This is a genomic window from Fontibacillus phaseoli (assembly GCF_003337355.1).
Classification (GTDB): Bacteria; Bacillota; Bacilli; order Paenibacillales; family Paenibacillaceae; genus Fontibacillus; species Fontibacillus phaseoli.
This window is the reverse complement of sequence record NZ_QPJW01000007.1, coordinates 45,747-71,081: the sequence shown is the minus strand read 5'-3', so window position 1 is coordinate 71,081 and position 25,335 is coordinate 45,747. Positions and strand designations below refer to the sequence as shown.

The following is a 25,335-nucleotide window of genomic DNA, read 5'->3' as shown; positions in this document are numbered from 1 at the left end:
CATGAAAAAACTATTCCCTGTTAAACACGTCATGGGATATTTGTTCTCATTGATCCTGTCCATTGTTGCATTGTCTGTTGTTTTCTTCGACTTGTCTCTGGCTGTCGGAATGACCATTCTTCTCGTAAGTGCGGTCATCCAAATGGGAGTTCAACTCATCCTGTTTATGCACATCGGCGAGAATGGCTCCAAAAAGGAATTGTATACGAATATCGCCTACGCTTTGTTCGTCGGCCTGGTCACTATATTCGGTACGCTGTTCACGATGATTTGGGGATATCGGTAAGAGAGGGTGCGGTGAAGGCGGAACTCAGAGAAACTTTGGGCCTTCAATCGCTGTTGCCGTTGGATTACTTCTTGATTTGATCCTGATGGTTACAATCCAACGGCAAAGGCGACCGCTGACGCTTCTCCGGCTCCAAATTTTCTCTCCGTTCTTTTCACCGCGTGAGGGAAGAAGGGATAATATAAAGGCTGCAGCCTCCTTGGGAAAGGAGGCTGCGGCTTATTTTTTTGCTATTCAGAGTCGTTTCTTGAGCTGCATAGCCGGTTTATTTCTTGGACAACAGGATTGTCCGCGTAAGGGTCTTTCGGAGGGATATAGGATATCACGGGAACATTGGACATCAGTTTGCCGATTTCATAAATGATCGCGAATTCAATGAATTCGACTTTGTGAAACGGTTTATTATCATGAGAAGTATAATACCATTCCCCATCCGTATGGACATATCGGAAAAGGATGCCCATGTCATATTCCGTACATCCCGATACATAGACATCCTCGGCGTTCACGATACCGATGGAAGAGGAATGCGTGCCACCGATCACTAAACCCAGCCTTTGCGGATAATAAATTTCATAGTCATGATTTCCGTCGGGCTGCCAATCATCTGCTCTGATATTATGAATCGCTCTTTTTAGGCGCCCTACGTTCCAGGGAGAAGATATAAGCGGATCTCTCTTTAAATTTAATTTTCCGGCGTAAGTGTTCTTTCCGACCAGCAAATTGGACGCTCTATTGCCATCGGGTGTTACGGCTTCGTTTAAAGGGAAGAACAGTTTATCGAAGGAAGCTGCATGGCTATTGCCGCCGCCGTGATAATTATGCTCTCCCAATATCAATCTGGAAATCAGGCGAGATTGATGCTCCCGGGCTAACGCCTGGATTATGAACCTCAGACCTTCTTCGGAATTCTTGAAAGTTATGGCAAAACCGATGGCCCTGTTAAATCTATCCCTATTGGTAAGAAGCGTCGCCCCTTCTTCTGCCGAAGGATGATTTGCGGGGCCTTTGATCTTTGCTTCGGCAGATTTCTTGCCAAAGAAAGATAATGCTTTGAAGAAGCTATTCTCCGACATCTATTCACCCTCCTGCGAAGGGAGTGTGTCCAAGCCGTCCATGATTTTTTGCAATGCCGATTCGATCTCGGTAATTTCTTTTGCATCATAGGAATCAAAATATTTCGTTTCGGACAAATATTGGCTGAATACCGGCCATTGTTCCTTCGGTTTGTAAGAGAAAATATCGTTAGGATCGCCGTTCTGTGCATGGATGTCCATTAAGAATATTTCACCCGTATAATCTTTGAACCGGATCAACTCGTTGGAATACGTTAGTTTGACGGATTGTCCGTTTTTTGAAACTGCTATTTCTTTTCCTGCCGCGGAATCGGCATTGTCCTGCCAATCCACGGAATTTTTCAAGCGGGCAGAATAAGCGCCTTGATACGAAAGATCAATTTTCATTTCAGACCTCCTGGCAGATTTGATTCTATGTAAATTGATTTTAGTGAAAATGTGATTTTACGGACTTTGAAATAATATCGGTTGAACAAATGGTTAAATTTACCTTTGTTGTTGGGAAGGTGATAGCTACATGGTAAACGATTACTTTAAAGTGAATAGATTCAGAGACCAAGAGCGAATGATAAGCGAAATAATCATTTTTCAAAAAGGACTTTACATACCCCTTGGGGGTATAATATAATAAGGATGCAAAAGACAACAAAACGCCAGCCTTTTGCAGGCAGGCGGAAGGAGGTGGAGCATGGCTGCTGAACTTGAGCCGACGAAGACAACTCACGAAGCGGCGGAGACATGCTGCGAGAGTGGGGGGCACGGAAGAAATAGCCATCACTCGGCAGCGGTCAAGAGCAATCTGACAAGCCGGCTTAACCGGATTGAAGGTCAGATCCGCGGGATCAAGGGAATGATCGAGAAGGATACTTACTGCGACGATGTCCTTAATCAGATCGCGGCGGTTCAATCCGCATTGAATAGCGTGGGCAAGCTGCTTTTGGAAGGGCATATGAAGAGTTGCGTCATTGAACGCATTCAGGCGGGCGAGATGGAAGTCGTCGATGAACTGCTGATTACGGTAAATAAATTAATGAAATAATAACTTAATTTAGGAGGTACTTATTTATGACAAACGTTACGCTGCAAGTGGAAGGCATGTCGTGCAATCACTGCGTCAATTCGGTCGAAGGGGCTATGAAGGAGCTTGGCGCTACGGCGAAGGTAGATCTTTCGGCAAAAAGCGTAGCCGTCACTTATGACGAAAGCAAGCTGACTGTAAAAGCTATTAAAGAAGCCATCGAGGAGCAAGGGTACGACGTAGTTTCATAAATGGCTCTCATTATAACTTAGATCACGGTGAAGGCTGCATTATTTTGTTGTTAGCAAAGTTTTAATCCAGCCAGAAGTGAGACAGAATTATTTTCTGTCGTTCGAAATATACCCCCGGTATGTATGCGTGAAGGAGGAAATACAGATGGATAAGGCAATATCCGCTTCAAAAAATGATCAGTCGACGACATTGCAAATTACGGGAATGACCTGTGCGGCCTGTGCCAACCGGATCGAGAAGGGGTTAAACCGGCTTGAAGGGGTAGAGCTGGCGAACGTTAACTTTGCTCTGGAAACGGCTCAGGTCAAATTTTCGCCCGGTGATGTTTCCCTGGATGACATCATGAAAAAAGTGAGTCAGTTAGGATACAGTGCGGCGGTCAAAAAATCCGAGCAGGAGACCGAGGATGCCCGGGCCAAGGAAATTTCCCGGCAAAAAGTCAAGCTGATCTTGTCGGCGATTTTGTCTTTTCCGCTGCTGTGGGCCATGGCTGGACACTTTTCCTTTACTTCGTTCATTTGGACCCCCGAGATTTTTATGAATCCCTGGTTTCAGCTCGTACTGGCGACGCCGGTCCAATTCATCATCGGCGGCGGTTTTTATGTCGGCGCCTATAAAGCGCTGCGCAACCGCAGTGCCAATATGGATGTGCTGGTTGCGCTGGGTACATCGGCTGCTTATTTCTACAGCCTCTATCTAAGTTTCGAAGCCCTGTCGATGCCGCACGGGCATACCCCCCAGCTGTATTATGAAACTAGTTCTATTCTGATCACGCTGATTCTGCTCGGCAAATGGTTCGAGGCTTTGGCTAAAGGGCGTTCATCGCAGGCGATAAAAACGCTGATAGGTTTGCAGGCCAAAACGGCGCTTGTGCTTAAAGACGGGGTGGAGACGACCGTGCCGATTGAGGCGGTGGTACCCGGTGATATTTTGATCGTTAAGCCCGGTGAGAAAATCCCGGTCGACGGCGAAGTCGTGTTTGGCATATCGGCCGTGGACGAGTCGATGCTAACCGGGGAAAGCATTCCGGTGGAGAAAAAAGAAGGCGATACGGTCATCGGCGCCACGGTTAATAAAAACGGCGCACTCCGCGTCCGGGCGACTAAGGTCGGCCATGAAACCGCCCTGGCCCAGATCATCCGGGTCGTTGAGGAGGCTCAGGGCTCGAAGGCGCCGATCCAGCGGGTGGCCGATGTCATCTCCGGTATCTTTGTCCCTATCGTAGTAGGCATCGCCGTAGTAACCTTCCTGGTCTGGTTCTTCCTGGTGCAGCCGGGGAACTTCCCGGAAGCGCTGGAGAAGGCGATCGCCGTCCTCGTCATTGCTTGTCCTTGTGCCCTGGGTCTGGCGACGCCGACCTCGATTATGGCCGGATCCGGCCGGGCGGCCGAATACGGCATCCTGTTCAAGGGCGGTGAGCATCTGGAGAGCGCTCAGGCGCTGGATACGATCGTGCTCGACAAGACCGGCACGATCACCCGCGGACAGCCTGAGCTGAACGAAGTCGTTCCGGCCGCAGGCTGGAACGAGCAAGAGCTGCTGCGCCTGGCCGGCAGTGCCGAGCGCAGCTCGGAGCATCCGCTGGCGGAAGCGGTCGTAGCCGGGGCCCGGGAACGGGGCCTCGATCTGCCGGAAGCTTCCGCATTCGAGGCGGTGCCCGGCCATGGCATCGCCGCCGTGGTGGAAGGCCGCCGCGTGCTGGCCGGAACGCGCCGCTTGATGGCGCGGGAGGGCGTTGACGCCGGCGCCGCCTTCGCCGCAATGACGGCGATGGAGGAAGCGGGGAAGACCGTGCTATTGATCGCCATCGACGGGGTGTACGCCGGGATGCTTGCCGTCAGCGACACAGTGAAGGAAACCTCCAAGGCAGCAGTCGCCCGGCTGAAGGAGCTTGGCTTGCGCGTCGTCATGATTACCGGCGACAACGAAAGAACGGCCAAGGCGATTGCCGGGGAAGTCGGCATCGATGAAGTATTGGCCGAGGTACTACCGGAAGGCAAAGCCGCAGAAGTGAAGAAGCTGCAGGAGTCGGGACGCAAGGTAGCCATGGTCGGCGACGGCATCAATGATGCCCCGGCGCTGGCGATCGCGGACGTCGGGATCGCTATAGGCACCGGCACGGACGTGGCCATGGAAGCTGCGGACGTCACGCTGATGCGCGGCGACCTCCAAGGGGTTCCGGATGCCATCCTGATGAGCAAGCGCACGATGGGCAATATTAAGCAGAATCTCTTCTGGGCGTTGGCGTACAACACCATCGGCATCCCGGTAGCCGCCATAGGCTTCCTCGCCCCTTGGCTCGCCGGGGCGGCCATGGCGCTCAGCTCGGTGTCCGTAGTGCTTAACGCACTCCGTCTGCAAAGAGTCAAATTGTAAATGAATTTTTAAAGAAAGAAGCCTTCCCTGAACCAAGATTCTTCGGTTCGCGGAAGGCTTCTTGTATGCTTGCTATTTATTTTTTTCCCGGATATAGCCTTGTTCGTGGAGTGCGGCAATGAAATGCTTCATCAGCTTGATATTGCGGTCCAAGAGGTGAGTATCCGGCTTTTTGCTGGTTTCGTCCAAGCTCAGGATCGCCATCTGTTTATTGGGCTGGAGCTTGATATAAGCGGAAGGTTGGGCTTCCAACTCCTCATGCAGCCCATCTTGCTTCAATATGGAACGGAGCAGGCTGGGATGCGAGGCTTTGGCGTGAAACTGCTTATTCATGGCCGTATTGGGCAGCGTAACGTGGCGAAGCTGCGGATGAAACGGCAGAAATAGCGGACGACTTAATTTGCATAGATGGAATTCCAGTTTACGCCGGGGAGAATAGCTGTACTTCATGCCGACGACCAGTTGGTTTGAAGAATCGGAATCGGAATCCGTTGCTGTTACAATAATCGTACCCAATCCATGGCCTAATGGTATCTTTACATGCTGCCCCGTGTATTTCCAGTCTTTGAACGACGCGGGGACATAGGTTCCGCGTGCGGAAGGCGCGTACTCCTGCAGCAGAGCCGTTGATTTCGATACCCACCATGGCTTGCGGATCTTCTTAGTGTTCTGCATCACTCTTATCCTCCTTGCGGGCCGTCCCCCGTGGCGAAGGAAGACGCCCTTCTTTCCGTAAAGCTTCCCGGAGCAGATATTCGATATGACCATTCACACTTCGGAATTCGTCAGCTGCCCAGCGCTCCAAAGCTTCATAAAGAATGGGGTCCAGGCGCAGCGGAAAGCTCTTTTTGCCGGCCATTGTAAATAGCTCCCCTTAATACAACGTGCTCGCATTGATGACCGGCTGGGCGGAACGGTCGGATACGACGGCAACGAGCAGGTTGTTGATCATGGCGGCTTTCCGTTCGTCGTCCAGTTCGACCACATTGTCGCTTTGCAGGCGGGCGATGGCCATTTGAACCATCGTGACGGCGCCGTCGACGATTTTTTCCCGGGCGGCGATGATCGCTTCGGCTTGTTGACGCTGCAGCATCGCGCTGGCGATTTCCGTCGAGTAAGCCAAATGGGTCAGCCGTGATTCGATCACTTTTACTCCGGCAATGGTCAGGCGTTTCTGCAATTCATCGGTCAATTCCAGTGCGATCTCTTCCGTATTGGCGCGCAGGGAGAATCCGGTAGTATCCGGCTGATCGTACGGATACTTGCTGGCCACATGGCGCAGGGCCGTTTCGCTTTGAATTTCGACGAAAGTTTCGTACTCATCGACTTCGAACAGGGCTTTGGCCGAATCGACCACCGAGAATACGACAACGGCGGCGATTTCAATCGGATTTCCGCTCACATCGTTTACTTTCAGCTTCGCACTGTTAAAGTTACGAACCCGCAGGGAGACTCTTCTCCGGGTGGAAAACGGTATCGCCAGGTAGAAGCCGCTTTTGCGGATGACGCCGATATAACGTCCGAAAAAGGTCACGACGTTGGCCTGATTCGGCTGTACGATCGTTAAGCCGGTGAGCAGCACGAAGGCAGCACAGCAAGCGATAATACCGATGACCATAGGAAGGACGTCCCCCAACGTAATCAGATAAACGCCAGCACCCGTAATTCCCAGAATGAACACCAGGGCGATAAAGCCGTTTAAATAAGAAAGTTCTCTCTCTTTCAACATGTCCGAGCACTCCTTTGAGTTAAATATTATTTTGATATTTATATGATATTACTTTTTGAATATATTGTAAATTACTAACTTAAAAAAATATCCCCGCAGTCACTGGCATGACTTGGGGACAATCGGTTTTCGTTTCAGAATGGAAACTCTATGCGTGCCTTGAACCCATTTAGCTAATCCAGGTCGTTCCGGCATCGCTTACGCTCCAGGACCCGTCTTCAAGCTTTAGTGTAATTTTGGTCCCGACGGCTCCGTTACCGGCTCGATACTTGGAACCTTCGATCACGGCGGCAGCTTCGCTGACATCTACCTTTTTGACCTGCAGCAGGATGCCCTCCAGCACCATTTTGTCCTTGAAGCCTTCTTCCTGTTTTAGCTCATCAAAGGCTGCGTCCCGGACTTCCACCCCATAGGAATCGAAGGAGGCCAAAATGTAGGTTTTATCTTGTTCCGTTAGTTGCGTCATTTCGCTGAAATCGATAGCAATGTACTTCATGTCGGAATTCAAACCTTCATCCATCTCAAACATGGCATGAAAAGCAAGGCTGTACAGCTGTCCGGCCGTCCCCTTCATTTCCTTGTCCAAGGGCGGATCACCCTCACTTGAATCGGTTTCTGAGGTTGTTCCACCGTCGGGGGCTGAACCCGAACCGTCCGGCTGCATTTGGGATCCGTTCAAACTGCCGGACAAATCGTTTAAATCCCCTTTGTCGATGATCTCCCGGCTGTTTGTTTTCGGGTTATTGCCGGATTCGGCATACGTGCTGGATTCGCTGTCTTTATGGTTACCGCAGGCGCTCAGAAGAAGGGAAGAAGCTAGCAGAACAACCGCAATTTGTTTGACCCTCATGAGATAACCTCCCTTTCAACATATAGACGTTCCGGAAAAAGCATTAGTTTCCCCAGGACCGCCAAACCAGGAGTAATGGGGCCGTAAATAAGACTTTGCTCCCGGATGGAGTTGTCGGTCGCAAGTCAACAACGCCAAGTTACCGGTTGCTTGCATGATTCCGGATGTTTTTTGCTGGCTGTCCCCATCGCCAGCATTCCGGTGTTCAAGTTGAAGACCTTGCGCGCCGGAGATGAAAGTTTGATAATAAAACTAGTGGTTATATTAAAGGGACTGGAACAACTTACGGATATCCGGGAAGACTTTTCGGAAACCTATCTTGCGCAAGCGGTACAATTTATATTAAGACGTTTGGAGTGAATAAGGAATGAATGACGTCATCGCGCAGCTTAAAAATCACCGCTCGATTCGGAAATACACCGCGCAGCCGGTTACCCGGGAGCAGATTGAGGATATCGTAGGGGCGGCCCAGATGGCATCCAGCTCAAGCAATGTCCAGGCGTTCAGCGTGATCGCGGTCACCGATCAGGCACGGAAGGACAAGCTGGAGGAGCTTTGCGGACATCAAAGCTACATTGGGGAATGCCCGGTTTTCCTCGTCTGGTGCGGAGACCTGTCCCGATTGAAGTCCGCCGCGGAGCGGCATCTGCCGGAGCAGGAAACCTATGAGGACACGACGGAGAATTTTATCGTGGCTACGGTCGACGCGGCGCTGGCGGCCCAGAATGCGGCTGTCGCCGCAGAATCGCTCGGGCTCGGTATCGTCTACATCGGCGGAATCCGCAATCGGAGCGAGGAAGTCGCCGAACTGCTTGACCTCCCGGAGTTGGCATATCCCGTGTTCGGGATGTGCGTCGGTTATCCCGACCAGGAGCCGGGCCACCGCCCGCGCCTGCCTCAGCAAGCGGTGCTGCATTGGAACGAGTATGACCGCGAGCGTTCGGAAAACGGCGTGGAGCAATACGATGAAGTAATGGTGAAGTACCTCAGGGAGCGGACCGGCGGAGTGAAGGATACGCCATGGTCCGTGTTGATGGCTGAGAAGCTTGCCCAGCCCGCCCGGCTTCATATGCGGGAGTTTTTGCGGCGGCGAGGGTTCGAATTGAAGTAATTGCACGGAGGGGGAGAAAACGGCAGGGGCCATGGACTTTATTTCGAACCCTCCATATAATGGAATAGGACTCATACTATGATTAAATTTAAGAGGTAGACCTTATGAAAAATTTTGAAACGGAGGAATCCGTGCCTTTTTACAAGAAGTTGAAGGAAATGATCGTGGAGGACATCGAGAGCGGCAAGCTCAAGCAGGGAGACAAGCTTCCGTCCGAACGCGATCTCGCGGAACGGCACAAAATCAGCCGGATGACGGCCAGGCACGCCCTTTCGCTGCTGGAGAGGGAAGGCTTCGTGGAACGGACGGTCGGGGCCGGCACGTTTGTATCCAACAAGAAAATCCGGATGGATTTTACGTTCAACAGCTTTTCCAAAGCGATGCTTGATATCGGGATGAAACCGACGACGCAGACGCTGGACATGAAGATGGTGCCGGCAACCTCTTCGGTGGCGAAGGCGTTGAATCTGTCGGGGGACGAAATGCTTTTCTCGCTGAAAAGATTGCGGCTGGCCGACGGGATTCCGGTCGCCATCGAACTTTCGCAAATTCCGTACCGTTATTGCCAGGGCATCGAGAAGTACATGAATGAAAATGTATCCCTGTATCAAATTTTGGAGGACATTTACTCGATCCAGCTGCATAAAGCGAGCCAGTATACCCGGATTGCGATCAGCGACGAGATGGAGAGCCGGCTTTTAAAGATCCAAAACGAAAGCGCCTGCATTTTACTGGAAACGGTCGCCTATGATACGGAAGGGCGGAGCATCGAATTTTCGCAATCGGTCACGCGCGGCGACATCGTCAGCTTTTATACCGAATTGAGTCTTTAAATTAACTTTTTCCGATATTGGTATATACCAATATCGGAAAAAGCATTGACTTCCTCTAAACTATGAAGTTATACTAAATCCATAAATGGTATATACCAATCAATATGGTATATACCATTAAAGCGATTTCAGTGCAGCTTAAGAAGGAGGAAACAGGCATGTTTAACTTTAACGAAGACAATTTCCGGAAAGTAACGAAAGGTGCGGTCGGCCTGCGCGGGCAAATCGAGGAGATCGGCGAGAAGCTCACGGCACGCGGCTACAAAAACTTGTTCTTGATCGGTTCCGGTGGGTCGATCGCGATTATGTATCCTTTTGAATATATGATCAAAACAACGTCAACCCTGCCGGTATATGCGGAAATCGCAGCGGAATTCGTGCTTTACGACCACAAGCAGTTCGGTCCGGATTCCCTGGTGATCCTGTCCTCGCTGTCCGGAACCACGAAGGAAACCGTGGAGGCCGCGAAATTCTGCAAAGATAAAGGGGCTACCACCATCGGCCTCGTCGGCGAGCTCGGCACGCCTTTGGCTGACTTAACCGACTATACGCTCGTAAATTATTCGGAAAACGATACGGCCTCCGATTCGATTTATTTGCAGCTGTACCTGCTCATTTTCAAATTGCTGGCCGCCCGGGGCGAGTTTCCGGAATATGCGCGGTTTGCGGATGAACTGGAGGCCATGCCCGAAGTGCTGTTGGACGTGAAACGGGCAACGGAGGGGCCGGCCGAAGCTTTCGTCAACAAATACAAAGATGAAACCTACCATATGCTGATCGGATCGGGAAGCGTATGGGGAGAGACGTATTCTTATGCGATGTGCGTGCTGGAGGAAATGCAATGGATCCGCACCAAATCGGTTCATGCCGCGGAATTTTTCCATGGCACGCTTGAACTGGTCGAACGGGACACGAGCATGATCCTGATGACCGGCGAAGACGAAAGCCGTCCGCTGATGGAGCGGGTGGAACGTTTTGCCCGGAAATATACGGACAAGCTGAGCATATTCGATACGAAGGAATACGAGTTGAAGGGAATCAGCGACCAGTTCCGCAAGTATTTGTCCCCGCTGATCATCGCCTCGCTGTTTGAGCGTGTGAGCGTGCAGTTGGAGGCGCAGCGCAATCATCCGTTGTCGACCCGCAGATATTACAGAACCGTGGAATATTAAGATTCAAGGATGCTTAAGGTAGGATCGGGTCCGAGGCCAGGAGCTTCGGACCGGACCGGAATGATTTTCGCACGAGGGGAAAGGAGATAAGGAACCATGAAAGTTATCGGATTCGGTGACAATGTCGTCGACCAATATCAGCACACCGGGGTGATGTATCCCGGAGGGAATGCGGTTAATTTTGCGGTTTACGCCCAAAAGCTGGGCGTGAATTCGGCCTATCTGGGCGTGTTCGGGCGTGATGAAGCAGCGGATTTGATCAAAGCATCGCTTTTGAAAGAAAGAATCGATATTTCACAATGCATTGATCGCAATGGTGTAAGCGGTTACTGCCAGGTCAATTTGGTGGATGGGGACCGGGTATTCGTCGATTGGAACGAAGGCGGTATCTCCACGGAGCAGCCCATCGAGGTGGAACAGGCACAGTTTGATTATCTGCAGGATTTTCGTTTGATTCATTCCAGTTGCTTTTCGCGACTGGAGAATGAGCTGCCGAAGCTGCGCGGGCTGGATGCGCTTGTATCGTTCGACTTTTCGGATGAACCCCAGTTCCATGATGACGCTTATTTGGCGAAGGTTTGTCCTTATATAGATTTTGCGTTGCTGTCGTGCAGCGAGCTTACGACTTCGCAGATCGAGCAAATGCTGAAGCGGGTAACCGGTTTTGGCGCTGGCGCGGCCCTGATTACCCGGGGCTCGAAAGGTTCGCTCTTCTATGACGGCGTCCGGTTTTATGAAGGGAAAGTCGATTATGTCGTTCCTGTCGACACGATGGGGGCCGGAGATGCTTTCGTAACGGCGTTTCTGATCCATTTGCTGGATTCCGGCTGGAGAAAGGGGCATTTCCCTGGAGAAGGGACAGTCATTGAGGGATTGCGGAAGGCGGCGGCGTTTTCGGCGCAAATCTGCCTGGTGGAAGGCTCGTTCGGTTACGGCAAAGCTTATGTCTGAAAGATTCTAATCCTTTGAAGGGCAAAGGGGAGCATATTCATGGAAAAAGCCAAAAGATTCTGGGCGGTTCAGCAGAATAAAGTCGTTTATTTGGCCATTCTCATCGTATTTATAGTTATCGGTTTTGCAGCGCCGAAGGGTGCGGAAAGCTACGGGGTCTGGACGCTGGTTCCACCGGTAGTCATGTTCTTGTTCGTGCTTACCACGAGAAAAATTCTGGAAGGCTTCCTGTGGGGCAGCTTTCTGGCCGTATTTATGAAATATAAGGCGCAAACGTTGACCGTTTACAATGATAAGCTCATCGAGCAGCTTAGTGATCCGGATAATTTGTCGCTGATCGTGATTTTTATGCTGTTCGGCTGTCTGATCGCCGTGTTCGAGAAGAGCGGCGTGGCGGCGGCATTCGGCGAATGGGCATCGAAAAAAGCGAAGGGCGGCAAAATGGGGCTGTTCATCACCTATCTGATGACCCTGCTGCTGTCGATCGATGATTACCTAAGCGCATTAACGGTCGGAACCTGCATGACGCCGGTCAACGACAAGTTCAAAACTCCGCGCGAAATGAACGCCATGGTGTTGAGAACGACCGCGGTTCCGCCATGTACGCTGCATCCGATCGGCTCGTGGTCGATATTTATCGCCAGTCTGCTTGTCGCCAACCATTTCGCGGCGCCCGGTAAGGGCATGGCAGAGTATATGAAAATGGTACCGTTCCTGTTCTATCCGATCATCATTATTCTAGTGACCTTGCTCGCAATAATCGGTATTATTCCGAAGATCGGACCGATGAAAAAGGCTTATGCACGCGTTGCCGCCGGGGGTTCGGTATCTCCGGAGGAAATCCCTGAAGACGAGACGCCGGAAGCTGCGGACGCCGTTGCCGCTGTTGCTGCAGAGGACGTGGCGCAGAAACCGGTGAAAAAGCCGGCGAAGATCATCAATTTCTTCATTCCGATCATCGTGCTTCTGGCTTCCACGATTTACTTTGACATGAACATTCAAATGGGGCTGATCGTCACGGTGATTGTTACGGCGATTGTGTTTATTGCTCAGGGTATTTTCAATGCTGAGGAGTATATCGAAACCCTGTTGGGCGGTATGAAGGACATGCTGATGCTTACCGTGCTTCTGATCGTTTCTTTCGTCGTAAGTAACTCCGTCGATGAAATCGGATTTACCGAGTATATCGTCGGGATTACGGGCTCGAAGGTATCTGCTGCTCTGCTGCCGTTCCTGATCTTTGCGGCATTCTCGATTACGGAGTTCCTGGTATCGCTGAACTGGGCCTTGTACATTATGGCGATTCCGATTCTGATCCCTCTTTGCGAGGCGACGGGAGCCAATCCTTATCTCACGATCGGCGCGCTGATCTCGGCGGGGATTTGGGGCAGCAATGCGTGCTTCTACTCGGATGCAGGTATCGTGGTTTCCGCTTCCGGGAAAATCGATCTATACAGGCACGGTATCTCCACGATTCCGTATGCTTTGATTGCACTGGTGCTTTCCGCGGGAGCTTATCTGGCGGCCGGGTTCATATTCTAAAAGGAGGCGATGATGATGACGGAACGGGCAGATTTGGTGTTGGTCTCGGATAGCCTGTTTACCGGCCTGGCGGATAAGCCGGAGCCCGGATATGTGGCGGTTTCGGGAAATGTGATAACGTCGGTCGGGCCGAAGGAAGAAGCGGATGCCTGGATTGGGCCCGACACGGTGGTTCGGGATTTCGGCGGTGCGCTGATTACTGCGGGATTTCACGACAATCACACTTTTTTTACGGGAAGCGTGTTGATTACGCTAGGCTTGGATCTGTCGGGCTGCGGGTCTTGGGAAGAAGCCCTTGAATCGGTGAAAACCTATGCGGCCGGGCTTCCGGAGGGAAGCGATATTTACGGACACGGCTGGCCGGGCGAAGCGTGGGGGGAGGAGCCTCCGCAGGCGCCGCTGGATGAGGTCTTTCCGGGACGAGCCGTCGCGCTATTCAACGCAGAGCGCAGCTACTGCTGGATGAATGCCAAAGCGATGGAGAAGTATCGGTTTACTCCGGATGCCTGCCATCCCGAAGCGGTCGCCGAACTGCTGCGGGAGCTGGCGAGCGACAAGGAGCAGATGGCGCGGAAATTCACCGATTTCGGAGCCATGCTGGCGAAACGCGGCGTCACCTCGATCAAAGATATCGCCTTTGACGATTATTTGGGGATGCTGGATATCCTGGAATCACTGGAAAAAGAAGGCCGGCTCGGCGTTCGGGTCAATTTCTGCTCGCAGCCGAATTCGCGGCCGATCGATTTTGCGTTCGGGGAACGATGCACGGCCGACTATCAGGGCGACTTTCTCCGCTTCCAAGGCTATAAGCTGATGACGGACGGCATTATCGCCGATTTCACCGGCGATCTGTTGGAGCCGTACGCAAACGACGCAGCGACGACGAACCGGAAGCCGGTCGATTACGGGAAGGTGCGGCAGGCTGCGCTGGAAGCTGATCGGAGAAGCTTCAAGGTGTGCATCCATGCTGAAGGGGATGCCGCAGTGCGGCAAGCGGTCGGCATTCTGGAGGAATGCCGGGAGCAGTCGGGAACGAAGCTGCGCCATTCCATCGCTAATCTGGAGCTGACTCATCCGGATGATTTGCAGCGAATGGGACAAGCTGACATCGTTGCGGAGGTATATTCGCAAATTTTGCTGATGAACGATTCGGAGGAATCGGCTTATATGCGTGAATTCGCGGGGGAAGAGCGGGAAGGGAATTTCTATAATTACGGAACGATGCGGCGCGAAGGCGTTGTTGTGACGATGGGGACGGACTTGCCCTTGATGTATCCGAGCGTGCCGGACTCGCTGTATGCGGTAACTGCCCGGAAGTTTGCGGATGGTTCGCCGGAAGGCGGCTGGCATAAGGAAAACGGGCTTTCCATGGCTGAAGTGCTGAAGGCATGGACGATCTCAGGGGCTTACCATAATGGCCTGGAGGATAAGACGGGTACGCTGGAGCCGGGAAAATATGCGGATATCGCCGTGCTCAACCGGGATTTGTTCCAAACTCCGGAGGAGGAGTGGCGGGACGCCAAAGTCATATTTACGTTATTACATGGACGCATTGTCCATGATAAAGGATAAACAAAAGCGGAGGCTGCCCTAGAGGGTGGCCTCCGTTTGTGCTGCGGCATCGTCGTCTTCGCAATCGGCCACATTATGAAATCGGTGGCGGGATAAAAAGTAAACGGCAGCGAATCCCGCTCCCATCACGGTCAGCAATACTCCGCCGGCGAGGCCTAACATGCGGGGCGAAAAGGCCTCCAGCAAGACTCCGCCCAGGAACATTGCGGTGCCCATGATCGTATTTTGCAGGGTGGCGAGCATCCCGATGAACCGCCCCCGTATCCAGTCCGGCACGACCGTCATCCAGACTTTCTGCGGTAAAAATTAACATAAATATTAAAAAATGCTACTTCTTGACTATTTACCTAAAACTGAGAGAGAGTTATTGTATTATAAGGAAATGATTTACATTCATGAAATTACATCTACTTTCCAAATTTTAAAGGATGGGAGGATAGAAGAACAATAAAGGCGTAGGAATTATCTACCTATGTCTTCTTTATCGGCTGACCGTGGTGCAAAAATCTAAATTAGAGGAGAGAGAACTGTGAAAGCAATGAAAAAACTATTTGCAGGATGGATGCTGTTTACTCTGATTTTTGGTATGTCTTTTGCCGGATCGGCATTTGCCAGCAGTAATGAGGTCAAGCTTATCGACTCGGATATCAGCGTTGTTTATAAATCTGGATATGTCGGATTCAGCGGCAATATTGAAGTTGCTAATCTGGGTCCCGTGAAGAATTTGACTGTCCATTACACGACAGATAACGTAACTTGGTATGATACGAGTGCGTCTTACGCAGGGGCGACGGATGCGAGCCATGAGAGATGGCATTTTAGCATTTTCACAAATGATTCTACCACAGATCATTCCGAGTTGAAGAATCTGCAATTTGTAAATTTCGCCATTAAATACGAAGTGAATAACCAGACCTACTGGGATAACAACGGGTTAGCGAATTATTACAATGAAGTGAGTAGTACAGTTCCACTACGATCCGTGATTCTGGGGGCTCCAAATGTGCTTAATGCCAACAGTACTCTGAGCAATGGTACATTCAGCGGCAATATCTACGTGAAAAATCTGAATCCGGCCAAAACTGTAAAAGTGTTGTACACCACGGACAACTGGGCAACGACTCATGAGGGTTACGCCACTTATAACGGCTCCTTGAATAATTTCGATAGTGTTGAAAATTGGAACTACAGCTTCAACGTTCCGGGCGCTACAAATGTAAAATATGCAATTTCGTATACAACTGGCGGGCAAACATATTGGGATAATAACTATGGCCATAATTACGAGGTACACTAAATTATTTTAAAAAATTCAGGAGGAGGATCACAGACAGCTTGCTACCCGGCTCTGTGATCCTTTTTGTTGTAAATAATAAAGTACATATGGAGTATGAACGAGATGATGAAGACAACCTTGAGAAAAAAATGACGGCATCATCCCGGGATGGGAAATGGTATCCAAAAAAGAGGGAACCAGGCTTAATGCCGGATTCCCTGTTTCCTTTACGTCAACACATCATGGGCGATCAAGACCGCCCCCATAGTTCCGGCGGATTCAGTTCGTAGATCCCGTTTTCCCGGTACATATAATGATGCATAATAAACTCCCGGCGGATCGTAGCAAAGTCTTCGTGATATTTTTTAATGTACTCGTTGATTTCTTTTTCGGTGTATTTCTTATGCGGCTCCAAACCTTGCACGAGATGCTCGAGGACAAACCGCTTTTTCTTGAGCTGCGCAGGCAAATGCTTCAGCAGCCCGTCTTTGGTGAAAAAGTTGCGGACGATAGCCATCTTCTCCAAGGTCTTCTCATTTGCAGCATAACTATCGCCCCCAGATTCGGAGTCGCCGTTCGTTCCGATGTTCATTATAGCCTGAGCCTGTAGGGAAAGGCTTTTTTCATTTAAATAGAAATAGATCGTGTTCTTGTCCCGGCGTTCAAAAATCAGGTCGGCTTCACGCAATTTGGTCATATGATGGGTGATGGTGGGAGGCGAGACGCCCAATTTTCCGGCCAGTGCTTGCCCATGAAGCGGCCCGTTCTTCAGCAAAGCGATGATCCGGATGCGGGTGACGTCGCCAATCGTTTTATGAAACTGGACTATACGGTCTAGCTGCATGAAGCATCCTCCTGGCAAAATGATTTCACGTTAAGCTAATTAGATAATGATCAAATTATTACATTTGAGAAGTCCATTGTCAATAGGGCCTGTTAACGAGGCGACAAGCCGGCTTCACTGCTAAATTAGCGCCCTAGACGACCCGATGCGCGGGGCTCTAACGGACATGGGAGGCGTTAATCCCCCCCGATTTTGCTTTTTTAAAAGCTAACAGACACCAGAGACCTTAATTAGGCAGAATTCCGAATAATAATGTCACAGTACGATGAATAACGTCTCTCATGTCCGTTAGCCGATTTTTCTCCATGATTTTGAGCCGTTAAGGTCCGCTGTGTCCGTTAGAACCGGCGAGGGGCCCGCCGCCCGTAGCCCATAGTCTAACTTGTAGCGAAAATTCGGCAACCGCCATCCGCAATTCGGTTGGCCTCAACCGGCACTACGAAGTTCAGTTCGTGGCTAGCGGCGGGCACCCGCAGTTCGCAGTCAGTGACCGGGGACTCGAATCCGCAAAACCGGAAAGGAACTGCGGCCGCAAAACCCGCAGGCTGCCCCCCTGTAGCAGGGCCGCACGCCCGTTATAGGCCGTAGAATCGCCGGGCGTTGTTAAACAGGATATGGCATCCTTCCTCATGGCTTACCCCGTGCAGCCGGGACCATGCCGCCGCGACGTCACGAACCATGGCCGGATGGGTAGCCTGTCCGGCAAATGGGCCTTCAAATGGCCACGGGCCGTCGGTTTCTGCCATGACGAGGTCAGCGGGATAGTTCCGCGCCAGTTCCATGATTTCCGGCTCGTAGAGTAGGTCCGGCGTGAAGGAGACGTAGTAACCGCGCTCTGCCATACGGCGCACGGTATGTTCCGAACCTTTGAACCAGTGGAAATGCGCCTGCCGTATTCCATGGCGTTCCAGGAGATCGCAAACCAGATCTGCGTCTTCATAGACGGCATGAAGCACAACGGGTTTGGCAAGGTGCTTCGCAAGCTCCAGAAGCTGATCCAGCAGGGCGATGTAAGGCTCAAGGTCGAAGGGCCTGCCCTGATTCTCGGCCTCTAGCCGGGTGTAATAAGGCAGCCCGATTTCCCCTACGGCAGCCATGCGGGAAGCTTGCAATTTCATCCAATCCAGCAGCGCGAGCGTTTCCTCCTGAGAAGGCACGGGTTGTTCGGGATGGTAGCCGAATGCCGGAATAACGAGACCCGGATACTGGGAGGCCAATGCCAGATTGATTTGAGACGAAGCCAGATTCATCGATACGCCGATCAATGCCTTTAATCCATATCCGGCTGCATCCTGCAGGAGCTGCCGTCTGTCTTCTTCCTCGTAATGATCGAGATGGATATGAGCGTCAATCAAAGGGAAAACGGAATCCGAATCAGAGTTGGTATGGTGATTCATAAGGCGGTTTCACTCCTTCTGCTTGGGTATATTTCCTTAAAGATATCTTTAAATTCACCAAAATTCGTCAAAAATCCCTATGCATATTCATAACTTTTGACCTATAATGTTAAAGTGTTCCATTACAAAACTACCATTTTTTGCGTTTTTCGAAATATACAGAAATAGGCACTAGGGGGCGGGACCGGTGGTTGCTTCAAGTATTGAAATAGGACAACTGAAACTGGACCAGGATCCGGATGCCGGGCAATGGCTTCTGGCGTTGAGGGAAGTACATCCGGAAATTTATTACCACTGTTCCAGAGTAGCCATGCTGGCCGAGAAGATAGCGATACCGCTGGGATTGCCGGAGCAGCAAACCGAGCAATTGGTCAGGGGCTGTTTTTTGCATGATATCGGCAAAACACTTATTCCGCGGGAGCTTATCACTCAGCGTAATCCTTTGACGAATGACCAATGGGAGGAGCTCAAGCACCATGCGGTCATCGGAGCCCGGATGGCGGAGAGCAATCCGGGATTCGGACAGGAAATTGTCGATATTGTAAGATATCATCATGAGCGGTGGGACGGCAGGGGATATCCGGAGGGGCTAAGCGAGGAGAAAATTCCGTTGGGAGCCCGTATTTGTGCTGTCATCGATGCCTTTGACTCGATGACGTCGAACAAAATTTACCGCCGGAGAATCAAATTGTACGAGGCCAGGCTGGAACTGATCCGGCATGCAGGCACTCAGTTTGATCCCGAAATCGTTCATGCCATGATGATACTGCCGGAACAGACGCTGGATATTTATTCATTGTAAATAACGCGAGCCTTAGTTAAGAAGCCAATCTGACAGGCGGAAGAGCCGCCTGTCAGATTGGCTTTTTACGTTGTTCTTCTTTCATACGTGCTCCGATTTCACGTTTAAGTTCCAAGAAGCCGGGATCCTCCGTCAGGTCTTCCCGCCGGGGACGGGTAAACGGCACATCCACCCGGTGCAGCACGGCAGCCGGGCGGCCCGATAACAAATAGATCGTATCGGACAGAATCAGCGCTTCATCGACACTGTGCGTAATGAGGATCACCGAACGGCGGCTGTCTTCCCAAAGATCGAGCAGCCAGCGCTGCATGTCGCTTCGCGTCAATTCGTCCAGAGAGCTGAACGGTTCATCGAGACAGATCACTTCCTGCGGGGCGAGAAGTCCGCGGAGGAAGGAGGCCCGTTGTTGCATGCCTCCAGACAGCATGTGCGGGTAAGCTTTTTCAAAGCCGCCCAGCCCGGCACGATTCATCCATGCGCGCGCTTCTTCGTGCGCAGCCTCGTTTGCTCCGCCTGTTAGTTCACGGGCAAGGAGCACATTGTCCAGCGTATTCCGCCAGGGGAACAGGGCCGGCTTTTGCGGTACGTAGCTGATGAGCCCGCGCTGTCCGGTTACGTTCTGTCCTCCCATAAGGATGTTTCCCCGATCCGGCTTCAACAGACCTCCGATGACGTGGAAAAGCGTGCTTTTGCCGCAGCCGGAAGGGCCGATAATAGAAATGAATTTACCGGCGGGGAGCGATAACGAAATGTCGTTCAGCACCGGTAGATGCTGGCGTCGTTCACGGAAGGTCAAGCTAATATCCCGAATTTCCAATGCCTCTGGGGAGGCGAGATGAGATTTTTCCGTAAGCATGATGGCGATGCCTCCCTTCTATTTGTCGTCCTTCGCCGGTTTGTAACGAATCAGCCATTTTTCCAGCAAGGCGATTAGTCCGAACATAGCCAGGCTAATGGCGACGATGATGGCAATGGCGAGAAAGATTTTGTCCGTGCGAAAAGACGACTTCTGCAGCATCATGTAGTAGCCGATGCCTTTGTCGGCCCCGATCCATTCGGCGATGACTGCACCCATGACGCTATAGGTGGCCGCAATTTTGATCCCCGACAGAATGGAGGGAAGGGCGTGCGGAATCTCCAACTTGGTGAAGATCTGGCCCTTGGAGGCCCCGGCCATTCTCATGTAATCCAGCATGACGCGGTCGGCCCGGCTTAGCCCGTCCATCGCCGCGACGGCTACCGGGAAAAAGCAGACGAGCGTGATCACGATGATCTTCGGAAGAATGCCGAACCCAAACCAGATCATGAGCAAGGGAGCGAGCGCGATCGTAGGCACGTTTTGGCTAAGAATAATTAAAGGATAGAGCGATGATTTCAGGAACGGGACAACATGCAGCGCAAAGGCCATGAGCAGGCCGACCGCCGTGCCGATAGCGAATCCCAGCAGTAAGAGCCGCAGTGTTGCCAGGGTGTGTCTCCAAAGACCGGCGGCGCCGGTCGATGCTTCTTTGGCGATATCGGCGGGGCTGGGGAGGATCCACTTTTCAATATGAAAAAGCGAGGTCGCTGCTTGCCAAAGGATCAGAAACAGGATGACCGCCACTAAGGGCGGCCATATGCTGTTCCAAAGCTGGCGGAGTTTCATGGACGATATTTCTCGATCAGCTTGTCCATGCTGACGCCCTTTGGATTGTACGAAATTTTGATTTGCGAGATGATCCCCGTGCTGCCGAATTCCATCACCGCTTCGTTCATCTGTTTGACGATGGCCAGCAGTTCCTCCAGATCGCCTTCCATCGTCGTTTCCAGCGGATTGACCTGGTACTTGACCCCGGATGCCTGAATAACCTCGATGGCACGGTCGACATAAGGGATTACGTCTTCGCCGTTCGGCGTTTTCGGAATAATCTGAATGCTCAAGAGTGCGTTTGGCATGATCGTAGTTCATCCTCTCAAATTTTGATTTGAAGTGGCACGGCTTCCTTATTGCTCAGGCAAAAAATCATTCGTAAAGGCTCTGTCGGTGTCGAGCGGTGACTCGATCAGCTTGCGTTCATGCATCCAATCCGAATAATTTTGCCAGACTTCGCGTTTTTGCTCGCCCCAGCGTGCGGCATCGTCCTGATATTTCGGGCTCAGCCATTTTTGGCTGGCCACGACCAATTCCTTGTCCAGCTCGGGAACGGCCTTCAGCAGGATATCCGCCGATTCTTCCGGATGGTCAATGGCATACTGATAACCTTTCGACGTGGCACGCAAAAAGGCTTTAACCAGCTCAGGGTCGCTTTCGATCGTTTTTTCATTCGTCACAAGGACCGGGGTATAATAATCCAGTTTGTCCGAATAATCTTTAACATATTGCATGTCCAGCGGTTCGCCGCGCAATTCAGCTTCAATACCCGTCCAGGCGTAAAAAATCCAGGCGAAATCGATATCCCGTTTAACCGCCGTGAAATAGTCGGCTTCACCCATGTTAATGAATTTCACTTTGCTTACATCGGCTCCGGACAGGTCCATCACCGACTTCAGGATTGCTTCCTCCACAGGTGAGCCCCAGCCGCCGTAAGTTTTGCCCTCATAATCCTTAGGGGATTTGATGCTCCGGTCTACCGGAGCCGCAAAGCCGGACGTGTTATGCTGGATCACTGCGGCAATCGATACGAGCGGAACGCCCTGGGTTCGGCCTTGGGTCACGCTCTCCTGATAGCTGACACCGAAAGGAACTTCACCCGAGGCGACCATGGCGTCCGCACCGCCGGATCCCGGGAGGACGATATCGACATTCAGGCCTTCCTCTTTGTAGAACCCCTGCTCCTTGGCCGCATAAAGTCCGGTGTGGTTTGTGTTGGGACTCCAGTCAAGGACGACTTTTACGTCCTTTAAAGCGGCGGTCGTTTCTTTGCCGGAGGCTGCGGATTTGTTCCCGGCCGAGTTGTTTGCTTTGTTGTCGTTTTGGCCGCAGGCCGTGAGGGTCGTCAAGAGCAGTCCGCACAACAAGAGCAGTGTCCATTTTGGTTGCTTCACAGTAATTCTCTCCTTTTCGGATGGTGAATTTCCGCAGTTTCTTGTTCGTTCATGTCCTGGAGTGATTCTGAATGGTGACAGCGTCCCGGGGGATGAGGATACAAAAAAAGCGCCCCGGATCGGGACGCGTAGGTTCATGGCATTGAAAAAATATGTCCATGCTAAACATTCTTCCTACGCTGGCATTACCCAGATCAGGTTAAAGGGTCAGTGTCTTGCGGGACACAATCTCAGCCGGCCGATTTCCAGCTCCCCTGAACTATAAACTGCGGATTACACTAGTCATTATAGTGCGGCATTAAGTTTCTGTCCAGCAAGCGTCGGTTTTGATTTGCTTTTTATTTCCCAGCAGAGTATAATGAAAACAATTGAAGTTTTAAGAAGTGATATTCAGATATTGAAAAGAGTGTCAATTTCTAAAAATGAACTTTTTTCAATATGTGAATTTTTTTATGTAAAAAAGGATCATGTTAATCTTTAAACAGGAGGTAATCTTTCATGGAAACAGGAACAGTAAAATGGTTCAACGCTGAGAAAGGCTTCGGCTTTATCGAAGTTGAAGGCGGAAATGACGTATTCGTTCATTTCAGCGCAATCACAGGCGAAGGCTTCAAAACGCTTGACGAAGGCCAACGTGTACAATTCAACGTTGTTCAAGGCAACCGCGGACCGCAAGCCGAGAACGTCGTAAAACTGTAATGCAGGCATAACTGCTCTTAACGCGTGCGTTAAGGGCAGTTTTTGTTTTTTTATGAATACGGTTTGCCTGAGCAAAAGAACACTATAGGAGGTAATCATGAACTACCGCAAAAAAACGATAGAAGAAATTCCTGAGGAGAACACGCCGGTATGGTCTTGCATGAGCGAGGATTGCAACGGATGGATGAGGGATAACTTTGCGTTTGATTACGTTCCGGTATGTCCGCTGTGTTCCTCTGAAATGGTAAAGGAAACAAAGATGCTTCCGCAACTCATAAACACCAACTCCATGAAAGCGGATCGCTAACCGATCCGGCCCGGTCTTGGAATAAATAGTAAAGCTGCCTTTGTGCTGCATTCAGCACTTCGGGCAGCTTTTTTTGATTTCGAAAAGTGTATGTTGCTCAGGACGTCTTGAATTAACTTGGAGAAAAGGATTGCATCAAAATGTGAAATCTAATATCTTTGAAATATTATGGACAACGATGCTACCGCAAACAATCAGGAGGGTGATCCCCATGCATAGTAACTTCAAGGTGGGATCCCAGATTCTCGAAATCCCCTCCAGCAAGAGCCAGAGGAGATTTGCTCTGCTGCTCGCCCTGCTTATAGTACTGATATCCGTGGCGGCGATTCCGTTCGGAATGAAAACCCTTCCTGCCTTCGGGCCTTTTCTGCCGATCTTCATCTCCTGGTTTATTTTTGGCGATCTGTTGACCGCCTTTATTTTGTTTAACCAATTTCGTGCTTCCGGGGTTCCGTCACTCCTTGTGATGTCCTGCACTTATTTGTTTACGGGATTAATTACCGTATTGCATATCCTGTCTTTTCCGGGGGTATTCTCGGAGGAAGGAATGCTTGGGGCCGACAATCAGACGGCGGCCTGGCTATGGATTTATTGGCATGGGGGATTTCCCGCCGGAATTTTGTTATATTTATACGTAGGGAAACGGTTCCCGAAACCGTTTTCATCCAAAAACGAAATTTCAGTGTACGCGGCATTGAGCTTAGTACTTACTTTTATGGTCGTATTTTTATTGTTCAAATTGTCAACTTCGTGGAGCCATTTTTTTCCGGTGCTCGTCGAATCGGAAGGGTACTGGAATGTGTTGGTTTCCGGTGCCGGCCCAGCCGTAGGGGTCATTAATCTGATCGCGCTTCTGATAGTTGCGGTTCGCTTCCGGGCCCGCGGCGTACTTCATCTTTGGATTTCCATTGCCTTGCTTGCCTTGTTGTTCGATATTCTCCTCACGCTGTTTGCGGGAAATCGTTACAGTCTGGGCTGGTATCTGGCCAGAATCAATTCGGTCATCGCCGCAACGGTGGTGCTATGCTCGGTGGTTAACGAGGTGAACCGGCTGTTTATCCGGCTCTCGGACCAGCATAAACAACTCCTGGAATCCGGCAAACAGCTTGAAAGGGCTAATGAGGAACTTGTCCGCTTGTCCAGCCTTGACGGGCTGACAGAGATCCCGAACCGCAGACGGCTGAACGAAATCATGAGCTGGGAATTGGTTGCTCCGGAAGAGAGGCAGACTCCGCTCTCGCTATTGATTCTGGATGTGGACTCCTTTAAAGCATATAACGATTATTATGGGCATTTGGGCGGCGATCAGGTGTTAAAAACGATTGCTAAAACCATTTCTGCGGAAGTTAAGCCGTTTTTTGGTTTTGCGGCAAGGTACGGGGGAGAAGAGTTTGCCGTTCTGCTGACCGGGCTGGATGCCCGCGGCACCTATGACGTAGCGGAAGGGATCAGGTTGGCGGTGGAAAACTTAAGGATCCCCCATGCCGGTTCATCGGCCACTCGGGAAGTGACCGTGAGTATCGGCGGGTTTTGTGTCCCGCCATTTCACAAGATCAACGAAGACGGATTTATCTCTTTGGCCGATAAGTGCCTGTATGAAGCGAAAAACGGGGGGCGCAACCGTTGCGTCGTAAAAGGATGGACCCGTGAGCACCAGCAGCCGGAGCTTAGGCTTGAGCCGGCGGATCGGTAAGGCCGGTGATCGCGCGGTATTCTTTTAGCATATACATTCTCCAGCGGAGGATCATGCCGAAGGCAAGCAGGAAGAACACCGAGCCCGTTTGCAGGACGGAAATGTATTGCTCCACCACTTCGTGAAGTGCCAGCCGAATAACCAGAAGCCCGATCAGGATGTAGGCGAAGCCGGGGGAACGCTTGGCAAACACTTCGTCGCCGACGATTTCGAAATGCGTGGTCCGGATTAACGGATAGGAGAACAACAGCGCCCCCACCACGAAAGCAATCAGTGCCCAGCTAAGGGGAATGTGCATTTCCGGTGCAAAGAACATGGCGAATCCCGTGGACATGCCTAGCGGCGGGATGATGATTTTCTTGATCGTTACGGGCTTGCGGCTGGCCTTCAACCGGATAATGAGCACGGAGACCGCCATCAGGGCGGCACCGATAGTTACGACCCATTGGATATAAGAAGAGTTAATCAGATTATTCATAATAAGGGATATCCTTTCATTGCTCAATATATCTAAAAGACGAGCGA

The 25,335-nt window shown here is 51.1% G+C and carries 29 protein-coding genes and 1 riboswitch; of the genes, 15 read left to right on the top strand and 14 right to left on the bottom strand.

All coding sequences use genetic code 11. The annotated features are described in order from the left end of the window. Position 1 precedes the first annotated feature (1 nt). Complete coding sequence (qoxD, locus tag DFP94_RS16845) at positions 2–286, top strand: cytochrome aa3 quinol oxidase subunit IV (RefSeq protein ID WP_114497636.1); 285 nt, start codon at positions 2–4, stop codon at positions 284–286. Between the two features lie 230 nt (positions 287–516). Here qoxD and DFP94_RS16840 read toward each other — a convergent pair whose 3' ends face one another. Together DFP94_RS16840 and DFP94_RS16835 are read right to left on the bottom strand one after the other, a co-directional pair. Next, on the bottom strand, positions 517–1,362 hold the full coding sequence (locus DFP94_RS16840; RefSeq protein ID WP_114497635.1) for a DUF6710 family protein: 846 nt from the start codon (positions 1,360–1,362) through the stop codon (positions 517–519). Beyond that, on the bottom strand, positions 1,363–1,749 hold the full coding sequence (locus tag DFP94_RS16835; RefSeq protein WP_114497634.1) for a hypothetical protein: 387 nt from the start codon (positions 1,747–1,749) through the stop codon (positions 1,363–1,365). It abuts the gene before it with no gap. A 301-nt stretch (positions 1,750–2,050) separates the two neighbouring features. On the opposite strand from DFP94_RS16835, the gene DFP94_RS16830 reads away from it, so the two are divergent. The 3 genes from DFP94_RS16830 to DFP94_RS16820 all read left to right on the top strand — a co-directional run bounded on the left by DFP94_RS16830 (position 2,051) and on the right by DFP94_RS16820 (position 5,008). Then, complete coding sequence (locus DFP94_RS16830) at positions 2,051–2,401, top strand: metal-sensitive transcriptional regulator (RefSeq protein ID WP_114497633.1); 351 nt, start codon at positions 2,051–2,053, stop codon at positions 2,399–2,401. 26 nt (positions 2,402–2,427) lie between these two features. Next, a complete protein-coding gene (locus DFP94_RS16825) occupies positions 2,428–2,631 on the top strand; it encodes a copper ion binding protein (RefSeq protein ID WP_114497632.1) in 204 nt (67 codons plus the stop codon). A 145-nt stretch (positions 2,632–2,776) separates the two neighbouring features. Continuing rightward, positions 2,777–5,008: a heavy metal translocating P-type ATPase gene (locus DFP94_RS16820; protein ID WP_114497631.1), complete on the top strand. Its 2,232-nt coding sequence runs from the start codon at positions 2,777–2,779 to the stop codon at positions 5,006–5,008. A gap of 72 nt (positions 5,009–5,080) precedes the next feature. Here DFP94_RS16820 and DFP94_RS16815 read toward each other — a convergent pair whose 3' ends face one another. The 4 genes from DFP94_RS16815 to DFP94_RS16800 all read right to left on the bottom strand — a co-directional run bounded on the left by DFP94_RS16815 (position 5,081) and on the right by DFP94_RS16800 (position 7,587). After that, the gene (locus DFP94_RS16815; RefSeq protein ID WP_114497630.1) at positions 5,081–5,683 is read right to left on the bottom strand and encodes a hypothetical protein; all 603 of its coding nucleotides are present in this window, start codon (positions 5,681–5,683) and stop codon (positions 5,081–5,083) included. Beyond that, on the bottom strand, positions 5,670–5,867 hold the full coding sequence (locus DFP94_RS16810; protein WP_114497629.1) for a type II toxin-antitoxin system antitoxin: 198 nt from the start codon (positions 5,865–5,867) through the stop codon (positions 5,670–5,672). Before DFP94_RS16810 ends, DFP94_RS16815 begins: the two co-directional genes overlap by 14 nt. A 15-nt stretch (positions 5,868–5,882) precedes the next feature. Further along, positions 5,883–6,734 (bottom strand): SPFH domain-containing protein, encoded by an 852-nt coding sequence (locus DFP94_RS16805; RefSeq protein WP_114497747.1) that lies wholly within the window; start codon positions 6,732–6,734, stop codon positions 5,883–5,885. Positions 6,735–6,906: 172 nt separating this feature from the next. Next, positions 6,907–7,587: a hypothetical protein gene (locus tag DFP94_RS16800; RefSeq protein ID WP_114497628.1), complete on the bottom strand. Its 681-nt coding sequence runs from the start codon at positions 7,585–7,587 to the stop codon at positions 6,907–6,909. A gap of 367 nt (positions 7,588–7,954) precedes the next feature. Between DFP94_RS16800 and nfsA the strand changes: the two genes are divergently transcribed. The 6 genes from nfsA to DFP94_RS16765 all read left to right on the top strand — a co-directional run bounded on the left by nfsA (position 7,955) and on the right by DFP94_RS16765 (position 14,768). Next, entirely contained in the window at positions 7,955–8,698 is a 744-nt protein-coding gene (gene nfsA, locus DFP94_RS16790; RefSeq protein ID WP_114497626.1) for an oxygen-insensitive NADPH nitroreductase, read from the top strand. Between the two features lie 104 nt (positions 8,699–8,802). Then, entirely contained in the window at positions 8,803–9,531 is a 729-nt protein-coding gene (locus tag DFP94_RS16785; RefSeq protein ID WP_114497625.1) for a GntR family transcriptional regulator, read from the top strand. 158 nt (positions 9,532–9,689) lie between these two features. After that, the gene (locus DFP94_RS16780) at positions 9,690–10,703 is read left to right on the top strand and encodes an SIS domain-containing protein (RefSeq protein WP_114497624.1); all 1,014 of its coding nucleotides are present in this window, start codon (positions 9,690–9,692) and stop codon (positions 10,701–10,703) included. Between the two features lie 96 nt (positions 10,704–10,799). Continuing rightward, positions 10,800–11,654, top strand: coding sequence for a PfkB family carbohydrate kinase (locus DFP94_RS16775; RefSeq protein ID WP_114497623.1), 855 nt, complete (start codon positions 10,800–10,802; stop codon positions 11,652–11,654). Between the two features lie 39 nt (positions 11,655–11,693). Further along, positions 11,694–13,196 (top strand): Na+/H+ antiporter NhaC family protein, encoded by a 1,503-nt coding sequence (locus DFP94_RS16770; RefSeq protein WP_114497622.1) that lies wholly within the window; start codon positions 11,694–11,696, stop codon positions 13,194–13,196. Positions 13,197–13,211: 15 nt separating this feature from the next. Further along, entirely contained in the window at positions 13,212–14,768 is a 1,557-nt protein-coding gene (locus tag DFP94_RS16765) for an amidohydrolase (protein WP_245954921.1), read from the top strand. 18 nt (positions 14,769–14,786) lie between these two features. Here the strand turns inward: DFP94_RS16765 and DFP94_RS16760 are convergent, their stop codons facing one another. Beyond that, entirely contained in the window at positions 14,787–15,044 is a 258-nt protein-coding gene (locus DFP94_RS16760) for a hypothetical protein (RefSeq protein ID WP_147273863.1), read from the bottom strand. A gap of 262 nt (positions 15,045–15,306) precedes the next feature. Here DFP94_RS16760 and DFP94_RS16755 point away from each other — a divergent pair, with 262 nt between their 5' ends. Further along, positions 15,307–16,065 carry a carbohydrate-binding protein gene (locus DFP94_RS16755; RefSeq protein ID WP_245954932.1) on the top strand — a complete coding sequence of 253 codons (759 nt, stop codon included), beginning with the start codon at positions 15,307–15,309 and terminating at the stop codon, positions 16,063–16,065. Between the two features lie 229 nt (positions 16,066–16,294). Here the strand turns inward: DFP94_RS16755 and DFP94_RS16750 are convergent, their stop codons facing one another. Both DFP94_RS16750 and DFP94_RS16745 read right to left on the bottom strand, forming a co-directional pair. After that, positions 16,295–16,888: a DUF2087 domain-containing protein gene (locus DFP94_RS16750; protein ID WP_114497618.1), complete on the bottom strand. Its 594-nt coding sequence runs from the start codon at positions 16,886–16,888 to the stop codon at positions 16,295–16,297. 575 nt (positions 16,889–17,463) lie between these two features. Next, positions 17,464–18,285: a TatD family hydrolase gene (locus DFP94_RS16745; protein ID WP_114497617.1), complete on the bottom strand. Its 822-nt coding sequence runs from the start codon at positions 18,283–18,285 to the stop codon at positions 17,464–17,466. Between the two features lie 187 nt (positions 18,286–18,472). On the opposite strand from DFP94_RS16745, the gene DFP94_RS16740 reads away from it, so the two are divergent. Continuing rightward, positions 18,473–19,087, top strand: coding sequence for an HD-GYP domain-containing protein (locus DFP94_RS16740; RefSeq protein ID WP_245954920.1), 615 nt, complete (start codon positions 18,473–18,475; stop codon positions 19,085–19,087). Positions 19,088–19,139: 52 nt separating this feature from the next. Here DFP94_RS16740 and DFP94_RS16735 read toward each other — a convergent pair whose 3' ends face one another. The 4 genes from DFP94_RS16735 to DFP94_RS16720 are packed head-to-tail and all read right to left on the bottom strand — an operon-like array spanning position 19,140 to position 22,111. Continuing rightward, the gene (locus DFP94_RS16735; RefSeq protein WP_114497616.1) at positions 19,140–19,943 is read right to left on the bottom strand and encodes an ABC transporter ATP-binding protein; all 804 of its coding nucleotides are present in this window, start codon (positions 19,941–19,943) and stop codon (positions 19,140–19,142) included. A gap of 18 nt (positions 19,944–19,961) precedes the next feature. After that, complete coding sequence (locus DFP94_RS16730; protein WP_114497615.1) at positions 19,962–20,732, bottom strand: ABC transporter permease; 771 nt, start codon at positions 20,730–20,732, stop codon at positions 19,962–19,964. Further along, a complete protein-coding gene (locus DFP94_RS16725) occupies positions 20,729–21,022 on the bottom strand; it encodes an MTH1187 family thiamine-binding protein (RefSeq protein WP_114497614.1) in 294 nt (97 codons plus the stop codon). The genes DFP94_RS16730 and DFP94_RS16725 overlap by 4 nt, the downstream gene beginning before the upstream one ends. Positions 21,023–21,070: 48 nt before the next feature. Then, positions 21,071–22,111 carry an ABC transporter substrate-binding protein gene (locus DFP94_RS16720; RefSeq protein ID WP_245954903.1) on the bottom strand — a complete coding sequence of 347 codons (1,041 nt, stop codon included), beginning with the start codon at positions 22,109–22,111 and terminating at the stop codon, positions 21,071–21,073. Between the two features lie 154 nt (positions 22,112–22,265). Then, positions 22,266–22,377, bottom strand: a riboswitch (TPP riboswitch). 232 nt (positions 22,378–22,609) lie between these two features. Here DFP94_RS16720 and DFP94_RS16715 point away from each other — a divergent pair. The 3 genes from DFP94_RS16715 to DFP94_RS16705 all read left to right on the top strand — a co-directional run bounded on the left by DFP94_RS16715 (position 22,610) and on the right by DFP94_RS16705 (position 24,810). After that, a complete protein-coding gene (locus DFP94_RS16715) occupies positions 22,610–22,810 on the top strand; it encodes a cold-shock protein (protein WP_009223993.1) in 201 nt (66 codons plus the stop codon). A gap of 97 nt (positions 22,811–22,907) precedes the next feature. After that, complete coding sequence (locus DFP94_RS16710) at positions 22,908–23,117, top strand: cold-shock protein (protein WP_114497612.1); 210 nt, start codon at positions 22,908–22,910, stop codon at positions 23,115–23,117. 211 nt (positions 23,118–23,328) lie between these two features. After that, positions 23,329–24,810, top strand: coding sequence for a sensor domain-containing diguanylate cyclase (locus DFP94_RS16705; RefSeq protein ID WP_181873186.1), 1,482 nt, complete (start codon positions 23,329–23,331; stop codon positions 24,808–24,810). Here DFP94_RS16705 and DFP94_RS16700 read toward each other — a convergent pair. Further along, a complete protein-coding gene (locus DFP94_RS16700; protein WP_114497610.1) occupies positions 24,785–25,288 on the bottom strand; it encodes a CcdC family protein in 504 nt (167 codons plus the stop codon). The two genes, DFP94_RS16705 and DFP94_RS16700, sit on opposite strands and share 26 nt — an antisense overlap. Positions 25,289–25,335 lie beyond the last annotated feature (47 nt).

Bases quoted from the DNA above. Each gene is read 5' to 3' on its own strand.
- qoxD (WP_114497636.1), top strand. From the start codon at position 2: ATGAAAAAACTATTCCCTGTTAAACACGTCATGGGATATTTGTTCTCA.
- DFP94_RS16840 (WP_114497635.1), bottom strand. From the start codon at position 1,362: ATGTCGGAGAATAGCTTCTTCAAAGCATTATCTTTCTTTGGCAAGAAA.
- DFP94_RS16835 (WP_114497634.1), bottom strand. From the start codon at position 1,749: ATGAAAATTGATCTTTCGTATCAAGGCGCTTATTCTGCCCGCTTGAAA.
- DFP94_RS16830 (WP_114497633.1), top strand. From the start codon at position 2,051: ATGGCTGCTGAACTTGAGCCGACGAAGACAACTCACGAAGCGGCGGAG.
- DFP94_RS16825 (WP_114497632.1), top strand. From the start codon at position 2,428: ATGACAAACGTTACGCTGCAAGTGGAAGGCATGTCGTGCAATCACTGC.
- DFP94_RS16820 (WP_114497631.1), top strand. From the start codon at position 2,777: ATGGATAAGGCAATATCCGCTTCAAAAAATGATCAGTCGACGACATTG.
- DFP94_RS16815 (WP_114497630.1), bottom strand. From the start codon at position 5,683: ATGCAGAACACTAAGAAGATCCGCAAGCCATGGTGGGTATCGAAATCA.
- DFP94_RS16810 (WP_114497629.1), bottom strand. From the start codon at position 5,867: ATGGCCGGCAAAAAGAGCTTTCCGCTGCGCCTGGACCCCATTCTTTAT.
- DFP94_RS16800 (WP_114497628.1), bottom strand. From the start codon at position 7,587: ATGAGGGTCAAACAAATTGCGGTTGTTCTGCTAGCTTCTTCCCTTCTT.
- nfsA (WP_114497626.1), top strand. From the start codon at position 7,955: ATGAATGACGTCATCGCGCAGCTTAAAAATCACCGCTCGATTCGGAAA.
- DFP94_RS16785 (WP_114497625.1), top strand. From the start codon at position 8,803: ATGAAAAATTTTGAAACGGAGGAATCCGTGCCTTTTTACAAGAAGTTG.
- DFP94_RS16780 (WP_114497624.1), top strand. From the start codon at position 9,690: ATGTTTAACTTTAACGAAGACAATTTCCGGAAAGTAACGAAAGGTGCG.
- DFP94_RS16775 (WP_114497623.1), top strand. From the start codon at position 10,800: ATGAAAGTTATCGGATTCGGTGACAATGTCGTCGACCAATATCAGCAC.
- DFP94_RS16770 (WP_114497622.1), top strand. From the start codon at position 11,694: ATGGAAAAAGCCAAAAGATTCTGGGCGGTTCAGCAGAATAAAGTCGTT.
- DFP94_RS16765 (WP_245954921.1), top strand. From the start codon at position 13,212: ATGACGGAACGGGCAGATTTGGTGTTGGTCTCGGATAGCCTGTTTACC.
- DFP94_RS16755 (WP_245954932.1), top strand. From the start codon at position 15,307: ATGAAAAAACTATTTGCAGGATGGATGCTGTTTACTCTGATTTTTGGT.
- DFP94_RS16750 (WP_114497618.1), bottom strand. From the start codon at position 16,888: ATGCAGCTAGACCGTATAGTCCAGTTTCATAAAACGATTGGCGACGTC.
- DFP94_RS16745 (WP_114497617.1), bottom strand. From the start codon at position 18,285: ATGAATCACCATACCAACTCTGATTCGGATTCCGTTTTCCCTTTGATT.
- DFP94_RS16735 (WP_114497616.1), bottom strand. From the start codon at position 19,943: ATGCTTACGGAAAAATCTCATCTCGCCTCCCCAGAGGCATTGGAAATT.
- DFP94_RS16730 (WP_114497615.1), bottom strand. From the start codon at position 20,732: ATGAAACTCCGCCAGCTTTGGAACAGCATATGGCCGCCCTTAGTGGCG.
- DFP94_RS16725 (WP_114497614.1), bottom strand. From the start codon at position 21,022: ATGCCAAACGCACTCTTGAGCATTCAGATTATTCCGAAAACGCCGAAC.
- DFP94_RS16715 (WP_009223993.1), top strand. From the start codon at position 22,610: ATGGAAACAGGAACAGTAAAATGGTTCAACGCTGAGAAAGGCTTCGGC.
- DFP94_RS16710 (WP_114497612.1), top strand. From the start codon at position 22,908: ATGAACTACCGCAAAAAAACGATAGAAGAAATTCCTGAGGAGAACACG.
- DFP94_RS16705 (WP_181873186.1), top strand. From the start codon at position 23,329: ATGCATAGTAACTTCAAGGTGGGATCCCAGATTCTCGAAATCCCCTCC.
- DFP94_RS16700 (WP_114497610.1), bottom strand. From the start codon at position 25,288: ATGAATAATCTGATTAACTCTTCTTATATCCAATGGGTCGTAACTATC.